Here is a 20,246-nt window from a genome sequence, read left to right on the forward strand (position 1 = left end):
CCCCGGCTCCACATACTCGAGGAGAAACAATGAATACAGCTGTCTGGATCGTCATCGCCGTCGTGGTGGTGCTGCTGATCGTCGCTATTGCTGTCGCCCTGTCGAAGAAGAGCAAGCAGAAGCGCGTCGAGAAGGCCGGTGAGATCCGCGAGCGTGCCGCAGAGCGCAGTGCCCACGTCGAGCATTCCGAGGCGCTGGCGCAGAAGTCCGAGGCGGATGCGCGTCGGGCGCAGGCCGAAGCCGATGCGAAGGCAGCCGAGGCGAAGCTGGCGCAGCAGCGCGCGCACGAGCACCAGGGTGCCGCGGCAGGCCAGCGCGACGAGCTCGATCGCGAATGGGAGCGGGCGAACAAGCTCGACCCGACCGTTCACGACGACGGAACTCCCCGTGGTGGCGACCGCGCAGCAACCGACGGCCGCGACGCCGGACGTCAGGATCAGGTGCGTCAGGATCAGGTCCGTCAGGATCAGGTCCGTCAGGATCCTCAGGGACGTCACGAGCGCTGACGTACCGCCTCTACGACTCGCTCGGAGGCGATGACCGGGTCCTCGTGTTCCCAGATGCGCACGACGGTCCAGCCGGCCTCGGCGAGACGTCGATCGGTGTCACGGTCTCGCGCGACGTTGGCGGCCAGTTTGTCCGCCCACCACTGGGCGTTGTTCTTCGGATGCGTCGCGTGTTGCGGGCAGCTGTGCCAGAAGCATCCGTCGACGTAGACGGCGACGAGCCGGCGTGGGAACACCACGTCGGCTCGTCGTCTCATACCCGGTAGCGGCGCCTTGTCGACGAAGTAGCGCAAGCCGACACGGTGGAGTTCCCGACGCAGCGCCACCTCCGGCTTGGTGTCGCGGCGGCGCTGCTTGGCCATCCGTGCACTGGTCGCGGCATCCGTTCTCGGCATCAGTCGTCGTCGTCCGGTTCCGACCAGCTGGGCGCGAACCTGTTGCGCCGCTCCACTTCTGCGTGCACCACCTCGACGAAGTCGTCGAAGCTCAGCGTGTTCCTGTCCGACGGCCTGCCGTTGCGCGGGGGCGAGTCGTCGACGTCGAAGAACCGCACCTCACCGCGGTACGGCCCGTCGGGTTCGTAGAGGCCGATGAACACCTTCTCGAACAAGTCGTATCGCGTGTCCTCCGCCCCCAGGTCGACCCACGCCTTGCTCGGTCCGCCGAGCACCGCGCGCTTGCCGCGTCCGGATCGTTTGGACAGCGTCGTGACGTGGTGTGCGAACGAACTCTTGCCGGTGTCGCTGCTCTTTTCGGGGTCACCGTCCTCGCACGTCGCCCACGGTTCGAACATCACTCCCACGAGCACGCTGTACGGCTGACGTTGGTGCAGCACCATCGCTTCGCCGCGGAGCTCGTGGTCGTTGCGGACGATGTTCTTGGTCCACCTCCCCAAGCGTCCGGAGGTGGGGCTGTAGTCCTGGAAGCTGTACGTCTTGATGGACACACACAGGATCAATCCGAGCGTCGGGTCCAGAGCTTTGACGTCCAGGCGCTTGCGCCCCTTCGCGACGTCGACCTGCGCCTCCTGGCCGACTCCGTGGACATCGGGTGTGATCGACGGGTACCGAGGACGGAGTGCATCCGCCACCACCTGCGCCAGATTGTTGGACAGCCGTTGGGCGTAGTTCTTCTTCTCCCCGCGATCGGCATCCGGCGCCGGTCGATCACCGGCGAAGTCGAGGGCGAACGTCAACGGATACATCAGGCGACTCGAACCGGTTCGGGTACCGGAGTCGGTTCGGTCATCCGGTGCAGATGCGACTCGACGGTATCGAGGAAGCCCGGAGCGAAGCGCAGGCGACCGGACCGGGCGCGCTTGAGAAAACCGGCAGTTGCCCTGGCGGACAACAGCTTCGACTCGGTGAGGAAGCCGCTCAGATCCTCGTACGGATGCTGGACCGGCCAGGTGCTGGTGGCGACGCGGAAGGTACGACGGTCCTTTCCCCATGCAGCCGAGGGCCAACTCTGACCCGGTGCCAGCTCGACGTCTGCCGACCCGTCGTACGGGCGGGGAGCATCGAGTTGCTCGCCGACCCACGACGCCATCCGCACGCTGACCGCATTGCCCACCAGCTTCCACCGGTGGCCCGCCCGGACACCCGGCACGTCCGTCGCGGGCGTCGTCCATCCGGCGTCGAAGCCCTGGAGGCGCTCGACGTCGGTGATGCCGGGTGTCACCACCTCACCCGACGGCAATCGCACCGCGGGTGGGCTGGCGATACCCAGAGTCGAGCCGCCCTTGAGTGTGGGCACCGCGTTCACGGCCCAGCCGAGTCCGCGGACTCCCTCGGTCCAGTAGAAGCCGCACGGGAGCACGTCGGCATCACCGGGCTCCGGCATGCCGGCATCCGGCCCGAACAGCACCTCGCGAGGATCGTCGGTCCGCGATGCGAGCATGACGACGCGCTGCCGCCGTTGGGGCAGGCCGAAGGACCGTGCGTCGACCACGCGGTAGGCCCACATGTAGCCGAGGTCCTCGAGCGCATGGGTGATGTGGCGCATCGCCGCTCCGCGGCCGAGTTGGAGCATGAACGGCACGTTCTCGATCAGAAGCCACCGCGGACCGCGCTTCCGAGCCACCAAACGGAAGACCTCGTCCACCAGACCCGACCGTGTTCCGGTGATGCCGGCGGTCCGGCCCGCCTGCGAGAGATCCTGGCAGGGGAAGCCCGCCGCGACGAGTTCGGTGGCGGGGGGCAGGGCGCGGAGCGTGGTGACATCCGTGTGGAGAGGGACGTCGGGAAAGCGCGACCGCAGTACCGCGCCGGCTCCCGCGTCGATCTCGCACAGCATCGACGTCGACCACCCGTGTCGGGACAAGCCCAGCTCGAGCCCGCCGATACCGGCGAACAAGCCGACCATCCCACGTTCCGACACGACCACGAACTCCTCACGACGTAAACTCGATCCGACTTCGAGTGAGGCTACTCGAGAACACCGACACGGCCTTTCGAGCCGCGCCCGTGGTGGTGTGAGCGATTCCGGACCGACGCCGTCGCGTGCGCGGCCTCACGCCTCCTGTCGCCGGCGCTCGGGAGAACCGGCTGTTCGCGGAGGTTTCGTCCCACGTCGGCGGGGCACCCCTCGGGCTGCGAGAGACGGCGATTCACAGGCAATTCGTCCGGCTCCGACACCAGCTGTGCGCTCGTGATCTACCGTGAACGCGTGACCACTCCCACTACCGATTCCCTGGCGTCCGCCGACGTGACGGGTTCGTCCTGGCCGGCCGTTCTCACATGGCGCGCGCACCAGGCGCCCCGGATGGAGTCGGTGCGCGTCCAGCTCAACGGAAAGCGCATCAAGGCAGCAGGCCGCATCATCGGTGGTGCATGTGACGAGCACCCTGCGTTCTCGGCGTCGTACGACCTGGTCACCGACGAGAACGGCGTCACCAAGCGGTTGTCCGTTCGTTCCGCCGTCGCCTCGGGTGAGAAGCAGATCTCGATCAGCCGCGATTCGGAGGGCTACTGGCTCGTCGACGACGGATCCCCGTTGCGCAATTCCTTCAACGGCGCCCTCGACGTCGAACTGGTGTGGAGCCCGTTCTTCAACACCCTCGCCATCCGGCGTCTCGGCCTCAACACCACGCCGTCCGATCAAGAGGTTCCCGTCGTCTACGTCGGCCTTCCGGTCCTGACAGCGCGCGCCGAAACGTTGTCCTACAGCCAGGGGCCCAGCGAGTTCCGCGTCGTCTCGCCCGTGGGTACGTCCGAGGTCAGTGTCGACGCCGAGGGCTTCGTCGCCGACTACCGGGGACTGGCCGAGCGCATCTGATCCTCCGTCAGACGGAGTCGGGAAGCCTCTGCACGACGCCACCGCTGCGGGCCGCGTCCCACATCTCGGTCAGCCATCCCGGGGCACCGACCACGACGTCGGTGATCTCCCACCACTGCAACTGCGCGTCGTAGTCACGGCGGGCGGCATGGCCCGCTGTCACCACTTCCTCGGTCGACGACGTGGCGCTCAGCGCTGTCCGCGCTCGTTGCAGTCGATCGATCGCGTCGTCGAGTGCCTCCACCAGAGCCGGCGCGTTGGCATCACACATGGCGCTGACCAGGGCGGGGGCTGTGCCGGCGACCCGAGTTCCGTCCCGGAATGAACCGGCGGCCAGACGTAGAGCCAGCTCCCCGCCATCGGCGCCCACCGCGGCGAGTGTCTCGGCGAGCACGTGCGGGAGGTGTGACACGCGTGCGACGGCTCGATCGTGTTCCTCGGATCGGGACGCGACCACGACCGACCCGCAGGCCAACGCGAGGCCGGCGACGGTGAGCCAGACGTGCGGGTCCGTGCCCTCGTCGACGGTCACGACCCACACGGCATTACGGAACAGGTCGACCTCCGCGGCTATCCATCCCGATTCCGACGTTCCGGCCATCGGATGTCCGCCCACGAACCGCGCCGAGAGGCCGTGTCGGGCCACCGCGGCGGCGACCTCGGCCTTGACGCTGACCACATCCGTCAGCGCGCACGCCGGGGCGTGCTCGGCGATCGCGTCGAGAACCGTGTCCACGGCGAACATCGGGACCGCGACGACGACGAGAGCGTCGTCGGCCGCAGCGCGCTGCAAGGCGGACGTGATGTCCGTCGTCACGTCGTATCCGTCGGCGCGCGCGAGATCCACGGCCGAGGCGGACCGGTTCCATCCCCAGGCCGGGCGGCCCGCGGCGACGACCGCCTGGAGCAACGATCCGCCGATGAGGCCGAGGCCGAGGACGCACACGGGACGATCGAGAGTGTTCATCGGGAGAAGGTTTGCACATGTCGGGGGAGGTCCGCGCCGTCGGCACCGCATGTGGGACTACGGTTGCGCGCATGACTGCTCAGCGCGGAGGTGGCAACTCGTCCAAGGGTAGAGGTGACACCGCCTCCGACGACTACGACGACCTCGAAGGTTTCGCCATCGCGGTCGTGCGCGAAGAAGGTAAGTGGACGTGCCGGCCACTGTCCTCCGAGGCCCTCGGCAGTTTGAGCGTGGCGGACACGGAACTGCGTGAACTACGCAGTGCCGGTGCCGTATTCGGCCTGCTCGACGTGGACGACGAGTTCTTCGTGGTCATCCGGCCGTCGCCGTCGGGAACGCGTGTCCTGCTCTCGGACGCCACCGCCGCCATCGACTACGACATCGCCGCCGATGTCCTGGACCGCCTGAACGTCGACATCCCGGACCTCGACCCCGACGAGCTCGACGATGTCGAGCCGTGGGAGGAGGGTGACTCGGATCTTCTCAGTGATCTGGGTCTGCCCGAGCCGGTACTGGGCGTCATCCTCGCCGAGTCCGATCTCTACCCCGACGAGCAGCTCGGCATGATCGCGGCCCGTCTGGGATTTGCCGCCGAGTTCGCCGCGGTGCTCGACAAACTCCCGCGCTGAGATGTTGCCGCTCGCTCGGCACCGCTTCTGGATGAGCAGGGCCCTCGAGGTCGCCGCCGGCACACCGCCCGGAGACGTTCCCGTCGGCGCCGTCGTGGTGGCGCCGGACGGGGTGGAACTGGCGTCGGCGGTCAACGAGCGCGAACACCGCGGCGATCCCACCGCGCACGCCGAGGTGCTGGCCCTTCGCGCTGCGGCGGCTCGGCACGGGGACGGATGGCGGCTGGGTGGCTGCACGCTGGTCGTCACCCTCGAACCCTGCACGATGTGCGCAGGCGCAGCCGTGTTGTCCCGAGTGTCGGGCCTGGTGTTCGGCGCCTGGGAACCCAAGACCGGTGCCGTCGGCTCACTGTGGGACGTGGTGCGCGATCAGCGACTCACGCACCGTCCCCAGGTCGTCGGGGGAGTTCTCGAGGACGAGTGCGGCGGTCTGATCCGGCAGTTCTTTCGAACCACTCGCGACGTTTGATCCAACCCTACGCCGGGGTATTACTCGCCGGTAGGACACCAGACGCACCGTAGCGTCGCCCGCCTCGCCGAAATGGAGGGGTGGATGACACGTTCTTCCGTTTCGAAGGAGTACTTCATGGGACTCGACGACAAGATCGGCAACAAGGCAGAAGACCTCAAGGGCAAGGGCAAGGAAGCCGCGGGCAACGCCACCGGCGACCAGGACCTGCAGGCCGAGGGCAAGGGCGACCAGACGTCCGCAGCCTTCAAGGACGGCGCCGAGAAGGTCAAGGACGCAGCGTCCAACATCAAGGACAAGCTCACCGGACACTGATCCACGGCGAGGACGCCTTCTGACGTCGCGATTTCGGATCTGCGCCACCCTTCCGGTAACCTAACCGGCGGTGGCGTGTCCGAGCGGCCTAAGGAGCGCGCCTCGAAAGCGCGTGACGGGTAACCCCCGTCCGAGAGTTCAAATCTCTCCGCCACCGCCAAGAGCCCCCCACTGTTCCGACAGCTGGGGGGCTTTGTCGTTCCCGTCTCGTAAGGTCGGCGGTGAGGTACATCACTGATTCACGAGGGAGTAACAGAACATGAACGAGATGCAGGACCGCACACTCGGACGCACCGGCCGTCAGGTCTCGTGCGTCGGTCTCGGAACGTGGCAGCTGGGTGCGGACTGGGGCGATGTGTCCGAAGCCGACGCCACAGCGGTTCTCGATGCTGCCGTCGACAGTGGCATCACCTTCTTCGACACGGCCGACGTGTACGGCGACGGGCGCAGTGAGCGGGTGATCGGCGCGTTCCTGGCCGACCGCGGACTCCGCGATGCCGTCACGGTCGCGACGAAGATGGGTCGACGCGTCGACCAGGTCCCCGAGAACTACACGCTCGACAACTTTCGCGGCTGGGTGGACCGGTCCCGCAGCAATCTCGGCGTCGACTCGCTCGAGTTGGTGCAGCTGCACTGCCCGCCCAGTGCGGTGTACGCGGACGACGAGGTCTTCGACGCCCTCGACACGCTCGTCGGGGAGAAGTCGATCCAGAACTACGGCGTGAGCGTCGAGACGGTCGACCAGGCGCTGGCGGCGATCCGCCGACCGAACGTCGCCACCGTCCAGATCATCGTCAACGCGTTCCGACTGAAGCCGATCGAGGAGGTGCTGTCCGTCGCCGCGGAGGCCGGTGTCGGCATCATTGCGCGCGTCCCGCTGGCGTCGGGTCTGCTGTCGGGGAAGTACAACGAGACGACGACGTTCGCCGAGAACGATCACCGCAACTTCAACCGCAACGGCGAGGCCTTCGACGTCGGCGAGACGTTCTCGGGTGTGCCGTTCGATACCGGCCTGACGGCGGCGCGCGAGTTCTCCGCGCTGGTCGCCGAGCAGGCTCCCGCCGGCACGACGCCCGCCGCCGCGGCGATCGCCTGGCTGTGGCAGCACCCGCAGATCTCGACGGTCATCCCGGGAGCTCGGAACGTCGAGCAGGCTCGCGCCAACGCCGATGCCGGACGTGTCGACCCGTTGGGGGAGAAGTTCGACGAGGGTGTGCGTGCGATCTACGACCGGCACCTGCGGAGCGTCATCCACTCGAAGTGGTGATGTCGGTCGGGCTCATTCACAGGTGATTCCCAGCCGTAGCGGTGGCCGGGCGTTGAAGCGACAACTAAAGTTTTCCCCATGAAGAAGAAGTGGTGGATTGCCGCAGCAGTCGTCGTGGTGCTCGCGATCGTCGCCCTGGTCGTCGGACCTCGCATCTACTCCTCGTTGGAGAGCAGCGACCCGGCGGCGTCGGTCTCCACCAGCGGAGCGGTGGCCGCCACCGGCGATCTGGACGGTCGGTGGACGGTCACGCCGGGTGACGACGCCAACCGGACGTCCGCGGGATACACGGTCGCGGAGGTGCTCAACGGCACGGACGTGACCGTCGTCGGCACCACGCCGGACGTCAGTGGATCGGCGACCATCGCCGATCAGCAGCTCACGGCGGGCGAGATCGTCGTACAGACGGCCACGATCACCACCGACAGCGACCGCCGGGACAACCAGTTCCGCGGAAACATCTTCGACGTGGCAGCCAATCCCACAGCCACGTTCACCGTCACCTCACCCGTCGACCTGTCCTCGGTGCCCACGGACGGAACCACCGCGACAGTGACGATGGACGGCACCCTCACTCTGAAGGGTCAGACCCGCGACGTCAGCGTGGACACGCAGGTCCTGCGCTCGGGTGAGACCATCGTGGCGTCGGGAAGCATTCCGGCGACATGGGCCGACTACGGCATCGAGCCGCCGTCGCTCGGGTTCGTGACGGTCGATCCGGCCGGTTCCGTCGACTTCCTGGTCACGCTCGCCGCGGCCTGACGCTCCGGCGCCCAGCCGGGAGGGCCGAAGACGTATCCGAGTTTCTGTCGCAGAGTCGCCGCCGTTCGCACATCCCGTGCGATGGCGGCGTACTCGTGTGTCTGGAGCTTCAGGATGTCGAAAGTGTTCACCGGCGTCGTCAAGCCGTAGTGGGGACGAAAGGTCTCGGGCGCGTACGTCCCGAACATCCGGTCCCAGACGATCAGGATTCCCGCGTAGTTCTTGTCGAGGTATTCCTTGTCGTTCCCGTGGTGCACGCGGTGGTGGGACGGGGTGTTGAAGACGAATTCGAACCACCGTGGCATGCGGTCGATGCGTTCGGTGTGCACCCAGAACTGGTAGACGAGGTTGATGGCGAAGCCCGTGAACACCATCCACGGCGGGATGCCGAGGAGAGGCAGGGGCAGCCACATGACGATCTCGCCGCTGTTGTTCCACTTCTGCCGTAGGGCGGTACTGAAGTTGAAGTACTCACTGGAGTGATGGGCCTGATGCGTCGCCCAGATGACGCGCGTGCGGTGCGCGATGCGGTGATACCAGTAGAAGAGCACGTCGACACCGAGTAGCAGGACGACCCACGTGTACCACTGGTCGGACGGTAGGTGCCACGGCGCGACATACGCGTAGATGACCGAATATCCCAGTAGAGCAACGGTTTTCCACACCGTCGTGGTGACGATGGAGACCAGGCCCATCGAGATGGACGCGCGGGCGTCGGCGCGGAGGTAGGTCCCTCGCGCTGGCCTGTCGGCTGCGTCGGTCGGCTCCGAGGCGCCTCGACGTTCCAGGACCACGGCCGCGGTCCACTCCAGCGCCAGCAGGCCGAGGAAGGCGGGCACCGCCAGGGCCACCGGATCCCGGAGAGGACCCGGAAGGGAGTTCCACAGGTCTGCGATCACCGCAACACTCTACGTGATCGCGGTCACATCATCGCGGGTTGTTCAGCCTCGGTAGGTGCGCACCAGCGGGCAGTCGAACGGATCGCGGTGCGAGAGCCCGACCGCGTTGAGGTAGCGGACGACGATGCCGTATGACCGGACCAGCGAGGTCTCGGTGTAGGTCACGCCGTGCTTCTCGCAATGCGCCCGGACCATCGGCCGGACCTTCTTCAGGTTGGGCCGCGGCATGCTCGGGAACAGGTGATGCTCGATCTGGTAGTTCAGACCGCCCATCATGAAGTCGGTGACCGGTCCGCCGTCGACGTTGCGCGACATCAAGACCTGGCGCCGCAGGAAGTCGACCTTCGCGCCGGCGGGTACCAGCGGCATGCCCTTGTGGTTGGGCGCGAACGATCCACCCAGCAGGACGCCGAAGACGCCGAGGTGTACGAGGATGAATCCGATGGCCAGGCCGGCGGGCATGGCCAGGAACGGCAGCACGAATCCGACGGTGAGCCGCACTGCGATCAAGCCGAGTTCTAGCTTGCGGTGCTTGATCTCCTTGGACCCCAGCAACGTTCGCACGCTCGCGATATGAAGCACCGCGCCTTCGAGAGTCAGGAGCGGGAAGAAGAGCCATCCCTGACGCCGAGTCAGTGCGCCGTAGATGCCGGTTCTCCCGGCGGCGTACTCGGGCACGAAGGCGATCGGCCCGTTGCCGATGTCGGGGTCCTTGCCGATCTGGTTCGGTGCGTTGTGGTGCTTGCTGTGCTTGCCCTGCCACCAGTGCAAGGACAGCCCGGCGAACGTTCCCGACAGGATCCGCGCCGTCCACTCGTTGGCTTTGGACGAGTCGAACATCTGACGGTGTGCTCCGTCGTGGCCGAGGAAGCCGAACTGAGTGCTGACGAGAGCCAGGACGACCGCGAGGCCGAGCTGCCACCAGGAGTCGCCGAGAAGGAAGGCGCCGACCCAGACCGCGAAGAAGGCGAAGACGGTCGCGACGATGCGCGAGATGTAGAAACCCCGGCGTCGCTCCATCAGGCCGGAGGCGCGCACCGCGACGGACAGCTCGGTGTACGAGCTGATGAACTTGTCGCGGGGCCGTTCGGAGGTGACGGACACTGGCTACCTCGGTTTCCTGTGGACTCTTCGTTCCACGGCTGTCGGTCACTGGCAGTCGGGTGCGCACACGAAGTAAGAGGTCACGCCTGCGTCACAAGTGTGGCACAGGGAGGCCACGGCGTCGACAGTCCGACGATCCAGTTTCCGGCTCTGCAGTGCACAGTTCACCAGTCCGTTCCCCATGTGCGTGTCGCGAGGCGGGTGGTGTCGACGTCGTGGAGTAGGGTGCAACATAGGTACAGCGAAGAGTCCGCGGTCGATCCTGCGACTCCCGTAGTCGGATTACCCGACACTGTGACCACCCCCTCCGCACTTCTTGTCGCGGGGGACTCTGTTCGACGATCTGCTCGTCCGCCCTCCATAGAAGGGGTTTTTCATGGAACCCGTCTCACTTTTCCTCGCACCCGTCACCGCCGACTCCGAGCCCGTCGAGGCTCCCGCGACGTCGGCCGCGCGTGACGCCGCCAATGCCACTGCACCCGTCTACGGGCAGCTCTTCTCCGAGAAGTCCTGACCGCGGGCGCACTGCCGACACTGGCTCGACATGACCGACACACACGACTCGCCGCGGGGTTCCGCGGTCACCACGTCGGTGGCACGCCGGATCACGCCGGGTCGTGAGCAGGACTTCGTCGCGTGGACCGACGCAGGTATCAGCGTCCTCCGCACGTTCGACGGCTTCCTCGGAGGCGGATGGCTGCGCTCGTCCGCGGACCCGTACGAGTACTACGTGCTCTACCGCTTCGATTCGGACGCACACCTGCAGGAATGGCTGTCCTCGCCTTTTCGCAGGGCGTGGGTTGCCCGCGGCGTGGGCGTCGCCGACGACCATGTGACGCATCGCCTCACGGGTGTCGAAGGGTGGTTCGAACCGCAGTCGACCTTGACCGACGCCGTGCGAGTGGTGGGTGCTCCGCCGCCGCGCTGGAAGCAGGCGATCGTCATCTGGTCGGCGTTCTTCCCCCTGTCGCTTGTCATGAACTTTCTTGTGTCCGAGTATCTTTCGCTCGGTCTCGTCGTCAGAACTCTCCTGATCACCCTCGTCAGCACCCCTGTCATGGTGTACGTGCTTCTTCCGTTCATCACGGCCCGCGTGAAGCGATGGCTCACTCCCTGATCGACTGAAACCTGCACTCTGCGTGGTGAGCGTCACAAAAGTGCACGTCACTGCAAACTTGCCGACTCGCGCAACTTCCGTACTGTGGATCCCGTGAGTTCCGGACTACGTGACCGCAAGAAAGCGGAGACCCGTGCAGCGTTGAGTGCTGCCGCCATCCGCCTCGGTCGGCAACAGGGTTTCGACACCGTGACCGCGGAGGCGATCGCCCGCGACGCGGGGGTGTCGACGCGCACGTTCCACAACTACTTCTCCAGCAAGGAAGAAGCGGCGCTGTACTACCTCGAGCAGGCAGCGTTCGAGTGGGTGGACCTCATCGAGCACCGTCCGCAGGACGAGGACTTCTGGGATACGGTGCGCGTCATCGTCTTCCAGATCGTCGACGATCCGGAACGAGAGCTCACCGAGACCGTCGCGATCGCACGGTTCGTCGAGGAGTCGCCGGCGCTGTTGGCGAAGAAACTCGAGTTCGACCGATCGCTCTCGGCAGCGTTCAAGAAGGCCGTCGCTCGGCGCACCGGGCTCGATCCCGACCGCGACCTGTACCCCTCGCTGGTGCAGGCCGCAGTGGGTGCCATCGTCAGCGCCGCACTCGCCTTCTTCGCGGAGGCATCCGAGAAGGGTTCCACCACAGCGGAATCCGCCGGTGAGGTGGTTCGTCTCGCGATGCAACAGCTCGAATGCGGACTCCGGCAACCGCTCACCGGCTCCACCCCGCTCCCGCCCGACTGATCACGCACCCGCCCGTCACCAGCACGAACACCGAACGAGGAGAACTTCCATGGCCACCTTCCTGTATCGCATAGGACGGTTCTCGTACCGTCGGAAAGGCATCGTGCTGCCGATCTGGCTCGCGATCCTGGTTCTGGCGGGAATCGGTGCAGCCACGCTGTCCGGTCCGACGAGCACCTCGTTCTCCATTCCTGGCACCCCCGCTCAGGCGGCGCTGGATCTGCAGAAGGAGCGCTTCGGAGGTGGTGAGGATCCGCTGACGTCGGCGTCCGCGCAGTACGTGTTCCAAGCGCCTGCCGGCACCACGCTGGATGCTCCCCAGAACACCGCGGCCATCGACAGCGTCATCGCGAACATCCGCGGGATCGCCGCGGTGAAGGACACGGCGAAGGCCGATCCCGACGCCGGACCAGTGCCCGAGGGTGCCATGCCGCTCCTCGATCCGATCGCCGGTAACCAGGCGATCGTCGATCAGTACGCGGAGGCCGGTCTCGCGCCGGACGTCGCTGCCGCGAATGCCGCTGCGGTGTCCCCGCTCTCGCCGGACAAGACCATCGGAATCCTGCAGGTTCCGCTGTCCGGCACCGTCACCGACGTCACCGCCGACGTGCGCACGCAGCTCGACGAGGCAGCGCAGCCGGCGCGGGACGCCGGGCTGACCGTCGAGATCGGTGGAAGCGCGATGCAGGCCAACGAACCTCCCGGAGGTAGTGCCGAACTCATCGGCCTCGCCGTCGCCGCCGTCGTCCTCGTCGTCATGTTCGGGTCGCTGGTCGCCGCCGGACTGCCGCTGATCACCGCCATCGTCGGAATCGGCGTGACGAGCCTGACCATCACGACCGCATCGGGCTTCGCGGAACTGACGCAGTTCACGCCCATCCTGGCCATCATGATCGGCCTCGCCGTCGCCATCGACTACTCCCTCTTCATCGTCGCCCGCTTCCGCAACGAGCTGAGCGAGACGGACGACAGAGAAGAAGCCGCCGCACGTGCTGTCGGTACCGCGGGCAGCGCCGTCGTCTTCGCCGGAACCACGGTGCTCATCGCCCTGGTCGCGCTTCGCGTCGTCGGCATCCCGTTCCTTTCGCAGATGGGTCTCGCTGCGGGCTTCGGCGTGTTCGTCGCCGTCCTCGTCGCCTTGACGATGCTCCCCGCCGTGCTCGGTCTGTTCGGCAAGAAGGCCTTCGCGGGCAAGATCCGCACCGTCCCGGACCCGGAGCACGACGACAAGCCGACCAACGGTCTGCGGTGGGTGCGCATGGTGATCAAGCGTCCCGCACTGGTTCTCATCGTCGGCGTCGTGATCCTCGGTGTCATCGCCGGTCCGATGACGTCGCTACGACTGGCGCTTCCATCGGTGGCCACCGCCGAACCGGGTACCCCCGCTCGTGAGGCGTACGACCTGGTCGACCAGGGCTTCGGCCCGGGACGCAACGGTCAGCTGCTGATGGTCGTGGACGCGAGCAACGTCCCCGAGGCCGATCGGACGGCGGCCTTCCAGGCCGTCGTCGACAAGGCTGCGGCGGAACCCGACGTGACCAACGCACAGCAGGCCGGGCTCAACCCGGCGGGCGACACCGCCCTGGTGTCGGTGACTCCCAAGAGCTCACCGATCAGCGAGGACACGCAGAACCTGGTGACCGCGCTGCGCGACGCCCAGGGTGGTCTGGAATCCGAGTACGGCGTCACCTACGGCGTCACAGGCCAGACCGCGCTCGAGATCGACGTGTCGGATCGGCTCCAGAAGGCCCTGATCCCGTACCTCGCAGTCGTCGTCGGACTGGCATTCCTGCTGCTCATGGTCGTGTTCCGGTCGATCCTGGTGCCGCTGACGGCGACACTGGGCTTCCTGCTCAGCGTGCTCGCCACCTTCGGTGCCACCGTCTTCATCTTCCAGGAAGGCGGACTGGGGCTGATCTCCAACCCGCAGCCCATCGTCAGCTTCATGCCGATCTTCCTGATCGGTGTGGTCTTCGGACTTGCGATGGACTACCAGGTCTTCCTGGTGTCCCGGATGCGGGAGGCGTACGTCCACGGCGCGAACGCGAGCGACGCCATCGTCACGGGCTTCAAATACGGCGCCCGCGTCGTCGCGGCCGCGGCGGTCATCATGATCTCGGTGTTCGCAGCGTTCATGCTCGAGCCGGACTCGTTCATCAAGTCCATCGGCTTCGCTCTCGCGGCCGCCGTGTTCTTCGACGCCTTCATCGTCCGCATGATCCTGATCCCCGCGGTCATGGCGCTGCTCGGCGACAAGGCCTGGTACCTGCCGAAGTGGCTGGACAAGATCCTGCCGAACGTGGACATCGAGGGCGAGAAGCTCACGAGGCCGACCGACGAGCGGGTACCGGCGAATACGCTGTGATCCGATGACCTGCACCCACCACGACCCGTCCGCCCTGAAGGAAGGAAGCACGACGTGTTGATCTCACTTCTCCGTCGTTACCTGGCCCCGTACCGGGGACCGCTGACGGGCGTGGTGGTGCTGCAGTTCGTGGCCACCGTGGCCTCGCTGTACCTGCCCAGTCTGAACGCCGACATCATCGACAACGGCGTGACGACGGGCGATACCGGCTACATCCTGTCGACCGGCACCCTCATGCTCCTGGTGTCGGCCGTGCAGATCGCCTGCTCGATCGGCGGCGTCTACTTCGGAGCGCGAGCGGCCATGGCGGCCGGTCGCGACATCCGCGGAGCGCTGCTCGACCGGGTGGGTACATTCTCAGCCCGTGAGGTCGGGACGTTCGGCGCACCGTCGTTGATCACCCGCAACACCAACGACGTGCAGCAGGTCCAGATGGTGGTCCTGATGGGCTGCACCATTCTGGTGATGGCACCCATCATGTGCGTGGGCGGCATCGTCATGGCGCTGCGCGAAGACTTCGGACTGTCCTGGCTCCTGGGTATCGCCGTCCCGTTGTTGGCCGTCAGCATGGGCTTCGTCGTCGTCCGGATGGTGCCGGCGTTCAAGGTGATGCAGAAACGCATCGATACCGTGAACCGTGTTCTGCGCGAGCAGATCACCGGTATCCGAGTGGTCCGTGCCTTCGTCCGCGAGCCCTACGAGGTCGAGCGTTTCGACGACGCGAACACCGCCCTCACCGCGACCGCGCTGCAGGTCGGTCGTCTGATGGCTCTGATGTTCCCCGTCGTCATGCTGATCAGCAACGTCACCAGCGCTGCCGTGATCTGGTTCGGTGGCCATGCCGTCGACGAGGGTCGCATGCAGATCGGCTCTCTGACAGCGCTTCTCAGCTACATCATGCAGATCCTGATGTCGGTGATCATGGCGTCGTTCATCGCGATGATGATTCCGCGCGCCAGCGTCTGCGCCGAGCGCATCATGGAGGTGCTCGGTACCGACTCCTCCGTCGTCCCCGCGGCGAAGCCGATCGGTTTCGCGTCGGCACCGTCGACCGTCGAGTTCGACGGCGCCGGTTTCGCGTACCCCGCCGCCGACTACCCGGTGCTCTGCGACGTGTCGTTCCGCGCCGACGCCGGAACCACCACCGCCGTCATCGGTAGTACCGGTTCGGGCAAGACGACTCTGGTCAATCTTGTTCCTCGACTCATCGACACGACGGACGGGATGGTGCGCGTGGGCGGTACCGATGTGCGACAACTGGATCCGGAAGTGCTGCGAGCGGAGATAGGTTTGATCCCGCAGCGGCCGTTCCTGTTCTCCGGCACCATCGCCTCGAACCTCCGATACGGCAAGGAGGATGCCACGGAGGCCGAGATGTGGGAGGCGCTCGAAATCGCACAGGCCGCCGACTTCGTCCGCGACATGCCCGAGGGACTCGAGACCCCGGTCGCCCAGGGCGGCACCACGGTCTCCGGCGGGCAACGTCAGAGGCTCGCCATCGCACGCGCCATCATTCGCCGTCCGAGCATCTACGTCTTCGACGACGCGTTCTCGGCGCTGGACCTCACGACCGATGCCAACCTCCGGGCGGCCTTGCGCCCCATCACCCGCGATGCCTGCGTCATCGTCGTGGCACAACGCGTGTCCACTATCCGCGATGCCGACCGCATCGTCGTTCTCGACGACGGAAGGATGGTCGGCCTCGGCACTCACGACGAGTTGATCGAGACGTGCCCGACCTACGCGGAGATCGTCGACTCGCAGCGCACCACAGCAGGTGTCTCGTGACGCGGCCCGGAGGACCTCCCGGTCCCGGAGCCCCCGGCACGAAGGCGATGACCTTCGGCCCGTCCGTGAAGCGGCTTCTGCGACGGCTCGTCCCGCAGCGGATGCTGCTCTCTATCGTCCTCGTGTTCGCCATCGCCAGCGTCGTCCTCACCGTGCTGGCCCCGAACATCCTGGGCAGAGCCACGAACCTGATCTTCGACGGCATCGTCGGCCGATCGTTGGATCCGTCGCTGACCAAGGACCAGGTCGTCGACGGCCTCCGCGCCGCCGGTGACGGCACCCGCGCCGACATGGTGTCGAGCATGGACGTGGTGCCCGGGCGCGGTGTCGACTTCGACGCCGTCGGATCCGTGCTCATGATCGTGCTGGCGCTCTACCTCGGTTCCGCCCTGCTGTCGTGGATCCAGGGATACATCCTGAACATCGCGCTGCAGCGTGTGATCAAGAGACTGCGCACCGACGTCGAAACCAAGATCCATCGGTTGCCGTTGCGCTACTTCGACTCCCACAAGCGCGGCGACGTGCTCTCCCGAGTCACGAACGACATCGACAACGTCTCGCAAAGTCTCCAGCAGACGCTGAGCCAGTTGATCGTCTCGGTGCTCACCGTCCTCGGGATCCTGGGGATGATGCTGTGGATCTCGCCGCTGCTCGCGCTCGTCGCCATCCTCACCGTTCCGCTGTCGATCGTGGTCACCACGGTGATCGCGAAGCGGTCGCAGCCGCACTTCATCGCCCAGTGGAAGCAGACAGGGTCGCTCAACGCGCAGGTCGAGGAGGCCTACACCGGACACGAGCTGGTCAAGGCATACGGTCGCCAGCGCGAGACCGCTCGCGTGTTCCACGAGAGCAACGAGGAGCTCTACCAGGCGAGCTTCCGCGCGCAGTTCATCTCCGGAATCGTCATGCCCGCCATCATGTTCCTGGGCAACCTCAACTACGTGGCCATCGCCGTCGTCGGCGGGTTGCGCGTCGCGTCGGGAACGCTGAGTCTCGGTGAGGTGCAGGCGTTCATCCAGTACTCGCGCCAGTTCACGCAGCCGCTGACGCAGATCGGTTCGATGGTCAACCTGCTGCAGTCCGGTGTCGCCTCGGCCGAGCGGATCTTCGAGATCCTCGACGCGGAGGAAGAGGGTGCCGATCCCGCCGAGCCGGTCGAGCCCACCACGCGCAGTGGCCGCGTCGAGTTCGCCGACGTCTCCTTCCGCTACGAACCGGAGCGTCCGCTCATCGACGGGCTGTCCTTCGTGGCCGAGCCCGGTCAGATGGTGGCGATCGTCGGTCCCACCGGCGCCGGTAAAACGACCCTGGTCAACCTCGTGATGCGGTTCTACGACATCGATTCCGGGTCCATCACCCTCGACGGCGTCGATACGCGGGACATGACACGGGCGACTCTGCGATCGCGGACCGGCATGGTCCTGCAGGACACCTGGCTGTTCGGCGGCACCATTCGCGACAACATCGCGTACGGCAACTCCGACGCCACCGAGGAGTCGATCATGGAGGCCGCGCAGGTCAGCTACGTCGACCGCTTCGTCCACTCGCTTCCGAACGGCTACGACACCGTGATCGACGAGGAAGGCAGCAACGTCAGCGCCGGTGAGAAGCAGCTCATCACCATCGCTCGAGCGTTCCTGGCTGATCCGGCCGTGCTGATCCTCGACGAGGCCACCAGCTCCGTCGACACCCGCACCGAGCTGCTGGTGCAGAAGGCGACTGCCGCGTTGCGCAGCGACCGCACGAGTTTCGTGATCGCACACCGACTCTCGACCATCCGCGACGCCGATCTGATCCTCGTGATGGAGAACGGGTCCATCGTGGAGAAGGGCACGCACGACGAGCTCATCGCGGCGCGCGGTGCCTACCACCGGCTCAGTGCGTCCGGCCTGCAGGAGCAGCAGCTGGCGTCTGGTTCGATGGGAGCGTGAGTCAGCCCCGCGAGAACTTCTTCACCGTCGAGGACCGGATCGAGGACCACCTCGGTCGCACCGGCACCTTGCGGACCCCGCACGGCGAGATCCAGACCCCGGCGTTCATCGCCGTCGGAACCAAGGCAACCGTCAAGGCGGTCCTGCCCGAATCGATGAAAGAGCTCGGGGCACAAGCGGTTCTGGCCAACGCCTATCACCTGTACCTGCAGCCGGGCTCGGACATAGTCGACGACGCGGGCGGTCTCGGGAAGTTCATGAACTGGGACGGCCCGACGTTCACCGACAGCGGCGGGTTCCAGGTCATGTCCCTGGGCGTCGGATTCAAGAAGGTCATCTCGATGGACGCGAGCCGCGTCCAGTCGGACGACGTGATCGCCGAGGGTAAGGAACGCCTCGCGCACGTCGACGACGACGGCGTGACGTTCAAGTCCCACCTCGACGGGTCACGCCACCGCTTCACCCCCGAGGTGTCGATGCAGATCCAGCACCAGCTCGGCGCGGACATCATGTTCGCGTTCGACGAGCTGACGACGCTGATGAACACCCGCGCTTACCAGGAACAGTCGCTCGACCGGACCCAGGCGTGGGCTGTCCGCTGCATCGCCGAACACGAGCGGCTGACGGCGGAACGCGTCGGCAAGCCGTACCAGGCGCTGTTCGGTGTGGTGCAGGGTGCGCAGTACGAGGATCTGCGTCGGAAAGCGGCACATGATCTCGAGACCATCGTGGGTGAGACCGGGCGCGGATTCGACGGCTACGGAATCGGCGGTGCGTTGGAGAAGCAGAACCTCGGCACCATCGTCCGATGGGTGAACGAGGAACTGCCCGAACACAAACCGCGACACATGCTCGGCATCAGCGAGCCGGACGACTTCTTCGTCGCCATCGAGAACGGCGCCGACACCTTCGACTGCGTGAACCCGTCACGTGTGGCGCGGAACGCGGCGATCTACACCCCGGACGGCAGATTCAACATCAACACCGCGCGTTTCCGACGCGACTTCACGCCGATCGACGACGAGTGCGATTGCTACACCTGCGCGCACTACACACGCGCCTACATGCATCACCTGTTCAAGGCGAAGGAGATGCTGGCCTCGACCTTGGCGACGATCCACAACGAGCGTTTCACGGTGAAGCTGGTCGACGACATCCGCGCATCCATCCGCGACGGGCGGTTCCAGGAGTTCAAGAAGGACACGCTGGCGCGCTTCTATTCCTGACCCGAACTCTCCGCGAGTACGTCCATAGTGTCGTGATGTCGTGCTCGGCAGCGACAGTATCGACGTACTCGCGGGGCAGGGGTGGGGTCAGTCCGGGGAGTAGGTCGGCTCGCGCTTCTTGATGTACGCGATCACGGCGTAGGTGATGGGGAGGACCAGCACCTCGACCAGGGTCTTCCACAGGAAGCCGACGATGACGTAGTTGACGAAGTCGGAGCCCGTCGTGATGCCGATGACGCCGGCTGCGATGCTGCAGAAGATCAGTGTGTCGAAGAATTCCCCGACCACGGTCGACCCGATGAGCCGGGCCCACAGGTGCTTCTCCTTGGTGCGTTCCTTGATCTTCACCAGCACGATGGAATTCAGCAGCTGTCCGACGGTGTAGCCGGCGAGTCCGGCGAGGACCAGACGGGGCACGACGCCGACGACGGTTTCGAGTGCTGCCTGGTTCTCGTAGAACGAGGCCGCGGGGAGTTCGATCGCGATCCAGAAGCACACCGAGGTGAGCAGGAGCGATCCGAAGCCCAGGTAGATGGCGCGGCGCGTCGCCTTGAGGCCGTACACCTCGCTGAGGACGTCGCCGAGGATGTAGGCGAGGGGGAAGAGGAAGAAAGCGCCGTCGGTGTTGATCGGCAGAACTTGGAAAGGCCCGAGCGAGACGTCGGACGAGGCGAAGAAGGCGACACCCTTGCTGGCGGCCACGTTCGAGATCAGCAGAACCGCCACGAAAAGAGCGACGATGGCGGGGTAGAAGCCCCGGCTGATGTGGGCGAACGAGGCCTGTCCAGACGGAGTGTCGCCGTCGGTGGCAGTGGAGTTGGTTGCAGTCACCGGTCGATCCAAGCACCGAGACGACGACGGGCGCGAATCCCGCGAGGGATCCGCGCCCGAGG

The 20,246-nt window shown here is 66.1% G+C and carries 21 protein-coding genes and 1 tRNA gene; 15 read left to right on the forward strand and 7 right to left on the reverse strand.

Features of this window, described 5'->3' with window-relative positions; all coding sequences use genetic code 11:
* Positions 1-29: 29 nt before the first annotated feature.
* A complete protein-coding gene (locus AC0IX4_RS00435; protein ID WP_056072192.1) occupies positions 30-506 on the forward strand; it encodes a hypothetical protein in 477 nt (158 codons plus the stop codon).
* On the opposite strand, the gene AC0IX4_RS00440 is transcribed toward AC0IX4_RS00435, so the two are convergent.
* The 3 genes from AC0IX4_RS00440 to AC0IX4_RS00450 are packed head-to-tail and all read right to left on the reverse strand — an operon-like array spanning position 494 to position 2,870.
* Entirely contained in the window at positions 494-901 is a 408-nt protein-coding gene (locus tag AC0IX4_RS00440; RefSeq protein WP_042575048.1) for a very short patch repair endonuclease, read from the reverse strand. The two genes, AC0IX4_RS00435 and AC0IX4_RS00440, sit on opposite strands and share 13 nt — an antisense overlap.
* Positions 901-1,710 carry a hypothetical protein gene (locus AC0IX4_RS00445; RefSeq protein WP_056072189.1) on the reverse strand — a complete coding sequence of 270 codons (810 nt, stop codon included), beginning with the start codon at positions 1,708-1,710 and terminating at the stop codon, positions 901-903. Before AC0IX4_RS00445 ends, AC0IX4_RS00440 begins: the two co-directional genes overlap by 1 nt.
* Positions 1,710-2,870: a DNA cytosine methyltransferase gene (locus AC0IX4_RS00450; protein WP_056072982.1), complete on the reverse strand. Its 1,161-nt coding sequence runs from the start codon at positions 2,868-2,870 to the stop codon at positions 1,710-1,712. The genes AC0IX4_RS00445 and AC0IX4_RS00450 overlap by 1 nt, the downstream gene beginning before the upstream one ends.
* Positions 2,871-3,173: 303 nt before the next feature.
* Here AC0IX4_RS00450 and AC0IX4_RS00455 point away from each other — a divergent pair, with 303 nt between their 5' ends.
* A complete protein-coding gene (locus AC0IX4_RS00455; RefSeq protein WP_268793320.1) occupies positions 3,174-3,782 on the forward strand; it encodes a putative glycolipid-binding domain-containing protein in 609 nt (202 codons plus the stop codon).
* A 7-nt stretch (positions 3,783-3,789) separates the two neighbouring features.
* Here the strand turns inward: AC0IX4_RS00455 and AC0IX4_RS00460 are convergent, their stop codons facing one another.
* Positions 3,790-4,749: a prephenate dehydrogenase gene (locus AC0IX4_RS00460; RefSeq protein ID WP_471827671.1), complete on the reverse strand. Its 960-nt coding sequence runs from the start codon at positions 4,747-4,749 to the stop codon at positions 3,790-3,792.
* 71 nt (positions 4,750-4,820) lie between these two features.
* Between AC0IX4_RS00460 and AC0IX4_RS00465 the strand changes: the two genes are divergently transcribed.
* From AC0IX4_RS00465 to AC0IX4_RS00490, 6 genes are all read left to right on the forward strand, one after another.
* Positions 4,821-5,378, forward strand: coding sequence for a tRNA adenosine deaminase-associated protein (locus AC0IX4_RS00465; protein WP_056072183.1), 558 nt, complete (start codon positions 4,821-4,823; stop codon positions 5,376-5,378).
* Positions 5,379-5,409: 31 nt separating this feature from the next.
* Entirely contained in the window at positions 5,410-5,847 is a 438-nt protein-coding gene (locus AC0IX4_RS00470) for a nucleoside deaminase (protein ID WP_471827672.1), read from the forward strand.
* Between the two features lie 117 nt (positions 5,848-5,964).
* Positions 5,965-6,162 (forward strand): CsbD family protein, encoded by a 198-nt coding sequence (locus tag AC0IX4_RS00475; RefSeq protein WP_042575044.1) that lies wholly within the window; start codon positions 5,965-5,967, stop codon positions 6,160-6,162.
* A 69-nt stretch (positions 6,163-6,231) separates the two neighbouring features.
* A tRNA-Ser gene (locus AC0IX4_RS00480) sits at positions 6,232-6,322 on the forward strand.
* Positions 6,323-6,421: 99 nt separating this feature from the next.
* Positions 6,422-7,429 carry an aldo/keto reductase gene (locus AC0IX4_RS00485; protein WP_471827674.1) on the forward strand — a complete coding sequence of 336 codons (1,008 nt, stop codon included), beginning with the start codon at positions 6,422-6,424 and terminating at the stop codon, positions 7,427-7,429.
* A 78-nt stretch (positions 7,430-7,507) separates the two neighbouring features.
* Positions 7,508-8,191, forward strand: a complete 684-nt coding sequence (locus AC0IX4_RS00490) for a YceI family protein (protein ID WP_056072180.1) — start codon at positions 7,508-7,510, stop codon at positions 8,189-8,191.
* Here the strand turns inward: AC0IX4_RS00490 and AC0IX4_RS00495 are convergent.
* Positions 8,104-9,090 (reverse strand): sterol desaturase family protein, encoded by a 987-nt coding sequence (locus AC0IX4_RS00495; RefSeq protein WP_471827675.1) that lies wholly within the window; start codon positions 9,088-9,090, stop codon positions 8,104-8,106. The genes AC0IX4_RS00490 and AC0IX4_RS00495 overlap by 88 nt on opposite strands.
* Before the next feature lie 42 nt (positions 9,091-9,132).
* Positions 9,133-10,194: a fatty acid desaturase family protein gene (locus AC0IX4_RS00500; RefSeq protein WP_471827676.1), complete on the reverse strand. Its 1,062-nt coding sequence runs from the start codon at positions 10,192-10,194 to the stop codon at positions 9,133-9,135.
* Positions 10,195-10,570: 376 nt separating this feature from the next.
* On the opposite strand from AC0IX4_RS00500, the gene AC0IX4_RS00505 reads away from it, so the two are divergent.
* The 7 genes from AC0IX4_RS00505 (at position 10,571) to tgt (ending at position 19,353) form a co-directional block, all read left to right on the forward strand.
* On the forward strand, positions 10,571-10,708 hold the full coding sequence (locus AC0IX4_RS00505; RefSeq protein ID WP_156148910.1) for a hypothetical protein: 138 nt from the start codon (positions 10,571-10,573) through the stop codon (positions 10,706-10,708).
* A 30-nt stretch (positions 10,709-10,738) separates the two neighbouring features.
* Complete coding sequence (locus AC0IX4_RS00510) at positions 10,739-11,311, forward strand: antibiotic biosynthesis monooxygenase (RefSeq protein ID WP_042575040.1); 573 nt, start codon at positions 10,739-10,741, stop codon at positions 11,309-11,311.
* Positions 11,312-11,404: 93 nt separating this feature from the next.
* Positions 11,405-12,043 (forward strand): TetR/AcrR family transcriptional regulator, encoded by a 639-nt coding sequence (locus tag AC0IX4_RS00515; protein WP_471827677.1) that lies wholly within the window; start codon positions 11,405-11,407, stop codon positions 12,041-12,043.
* 49 nt (positions 12,044-12,092) lie between these two features.
* Positions 12,093-14,408: an MMPL family transporter gene (locus tag AC0IX4_RS00520; protein ID WP_471827678.1), complete on the forward strand. Its 2,316-nt coding sequence runs from the start codon at positions 12,093-12,095 to the stop codon at positions 14,406-14,408.
* Positions 14,409-14,462: 54 nt separating this feature from the next.
* Positions 14,463-16,196, forward strand: coding sequence for an ABC transporter ATP-binding protein (locus tag AC0IX4_RS00525; RefSeq protein ID WP_471827679.1), 1,734 nt, complete (start codon positions 14,463-14,465; stop codon positions 16,194-16,196).
* Between the two features lie 47 nt (positions 16,197-16,243).
* Positions 16,244-18,127: an ABC transporter ATP-binding protein gene (locus tag AC0IX4_RS00530; protein ID WP_235579550.1), complete on the forward strand. Its 1,884-nt coding sequence runs from the start codon at positions 16,244-16,246 to the stop codon at positions 18,125-18,127.
* On the forward strand, positions 18,124-19,353 hold the full coding sequence (gene tgt / locus AC0IX4_RS00535) for a tRNA guanosine(34) transglycosylase Tgt (RefSeq protein WP_471827680.1): 1,230 nt from the start codon (positions 18,124-18,126) through the stop codon (positions 19,351-19,353). The genes AC0IX4_RS00530 and tgt overlap by 4 nt, the downstream gene beginning before the upstream one ends.
* Positions 19,354-19,440: 87 nt before the next feature.
* Here tgt and AC0IX4_RS00540 read toward each other — a convergent pair whose 3' ends face one another.
* Positions 19,441-20,184, reverse strand: coding sequence for a queuosine precursor transporter (locus AC0IX4_RS00540; protein WP_042575034.1), 744 nt, complete (start codon positions 20,182-20,184; stop codon positions 19,441-19,443).
* Positions 20,185-20,246: the final 62 nt, after the last annotated feature.

The sequence above is a fragment of the Rhodococcus sp. AC861 genome (genome assembly GCF_979256035.1).

Excerpts from the sequence above, each read along its gene's own strand:
- AC0IX4_RS00435 (WP_056072192.1), top strand. The coding sequence starts at position 30 with ATGAATACAGCTGTCTGGATCGTCATCGCCGTCGTGGTGGTGCTGCTG.
- AC0IX4_RS00440 (WP_042575048.1), bottom strand. The coding sequence starts at position 901 with ATGCCGAGAACGGATGCCGCGACCAGTGCACGGATGGCCAAGCAGCGC.
- AC0IX4_RS00445 (WP_056072189.1), bottom strand. The coding sequence starts at position 1,710 with ATGTATCCGTTGACGTTCGCCCTCGACTTCGCCGGTGATCGACCGGCG.
- AC0IX4_RS00450 (WP_056072982.1), bottom strand. The coding sequence starts at position 2,870 with ATGGTCGGCTTGTTCGCCGGTATCGGCGGGCTCGAGCTGGGCTTGTCC.
- AC0IX4_RS00460 (WP_471827671.1), bottom strand. The coding sequence starts at position 4,749 with ATGAACACTCTCGATCGTCCCGTGTGCGTCCTCGGCCTCGGCCTCATC.
- AC0IX4_RS00465 (WP_056072183.1), top strand. The coding sequence starts at position 4,821 with ATGACTGCTCAGCGCGGAGGTGGCAACTCGTCCAAGGGTAGAGGTGAC.
- AC0IX4_RS00470 (WP_471827672.1), top strand. The coding sequence starts at position 5,410 with ATGAGCAGGGCCCTCGAGGTCGCCGCCGGCACACCGCCCGGAGACGTT.
- AC0IX4_RS00475 (WP_042575044.1), top strand. The coding sequence starts at position 5,965 with ATGGGACTCGACGACAAGATCGGCAACAAGGCAGAAGACCTCAAGGGC.
- AC0IX4_RS00485 (WP_471827674.1), top strand. The coding sequence starts at position 6,422 with ATGAACGAGATGCAGGACCGCACACTCGGACGCACCGGCCGTCAGGTC.
- AC0IX4_RS00490 (WP_056072180.1), top strand. The coding sequence starts at position 7,508 with ATGAAGAAGAAGTGGTGGATTGCCGCAGCAGTCGTCGTGGTGCTCGCG.
- AC0IX4_RS00505 (WP_156148910.1), top strand. The coding sequence starts at position 10,571 with ATGGAACCCGTCTCACTTTTCCTCGCACCCGTCACCGCCGACTCCGAG.
- AC0IX4_RS00510 (WP_042575040.1), top strand. The coding sequence starts at position 10,739 with ATGACCGACACACACGACTCGCCGCGGGGTTCCGCGGTCACCACGTCG.
- AC0IX4_RS00520 (WP_471827678.1), top strand. The coding sequence starts at position 12,093 with ATGGCCACCTTCCTGTATCGCATAGGACGGTTCTCGTACCGTCGGAAA.
- AC0IX4_RS00530 (WP_235579550.1), top strand. The coding sequence starts at position 16,244 with ATGACCTTCGGCCCGTCCGTGAAGCGGCTTCTGCGACGGCTCGTCCCG.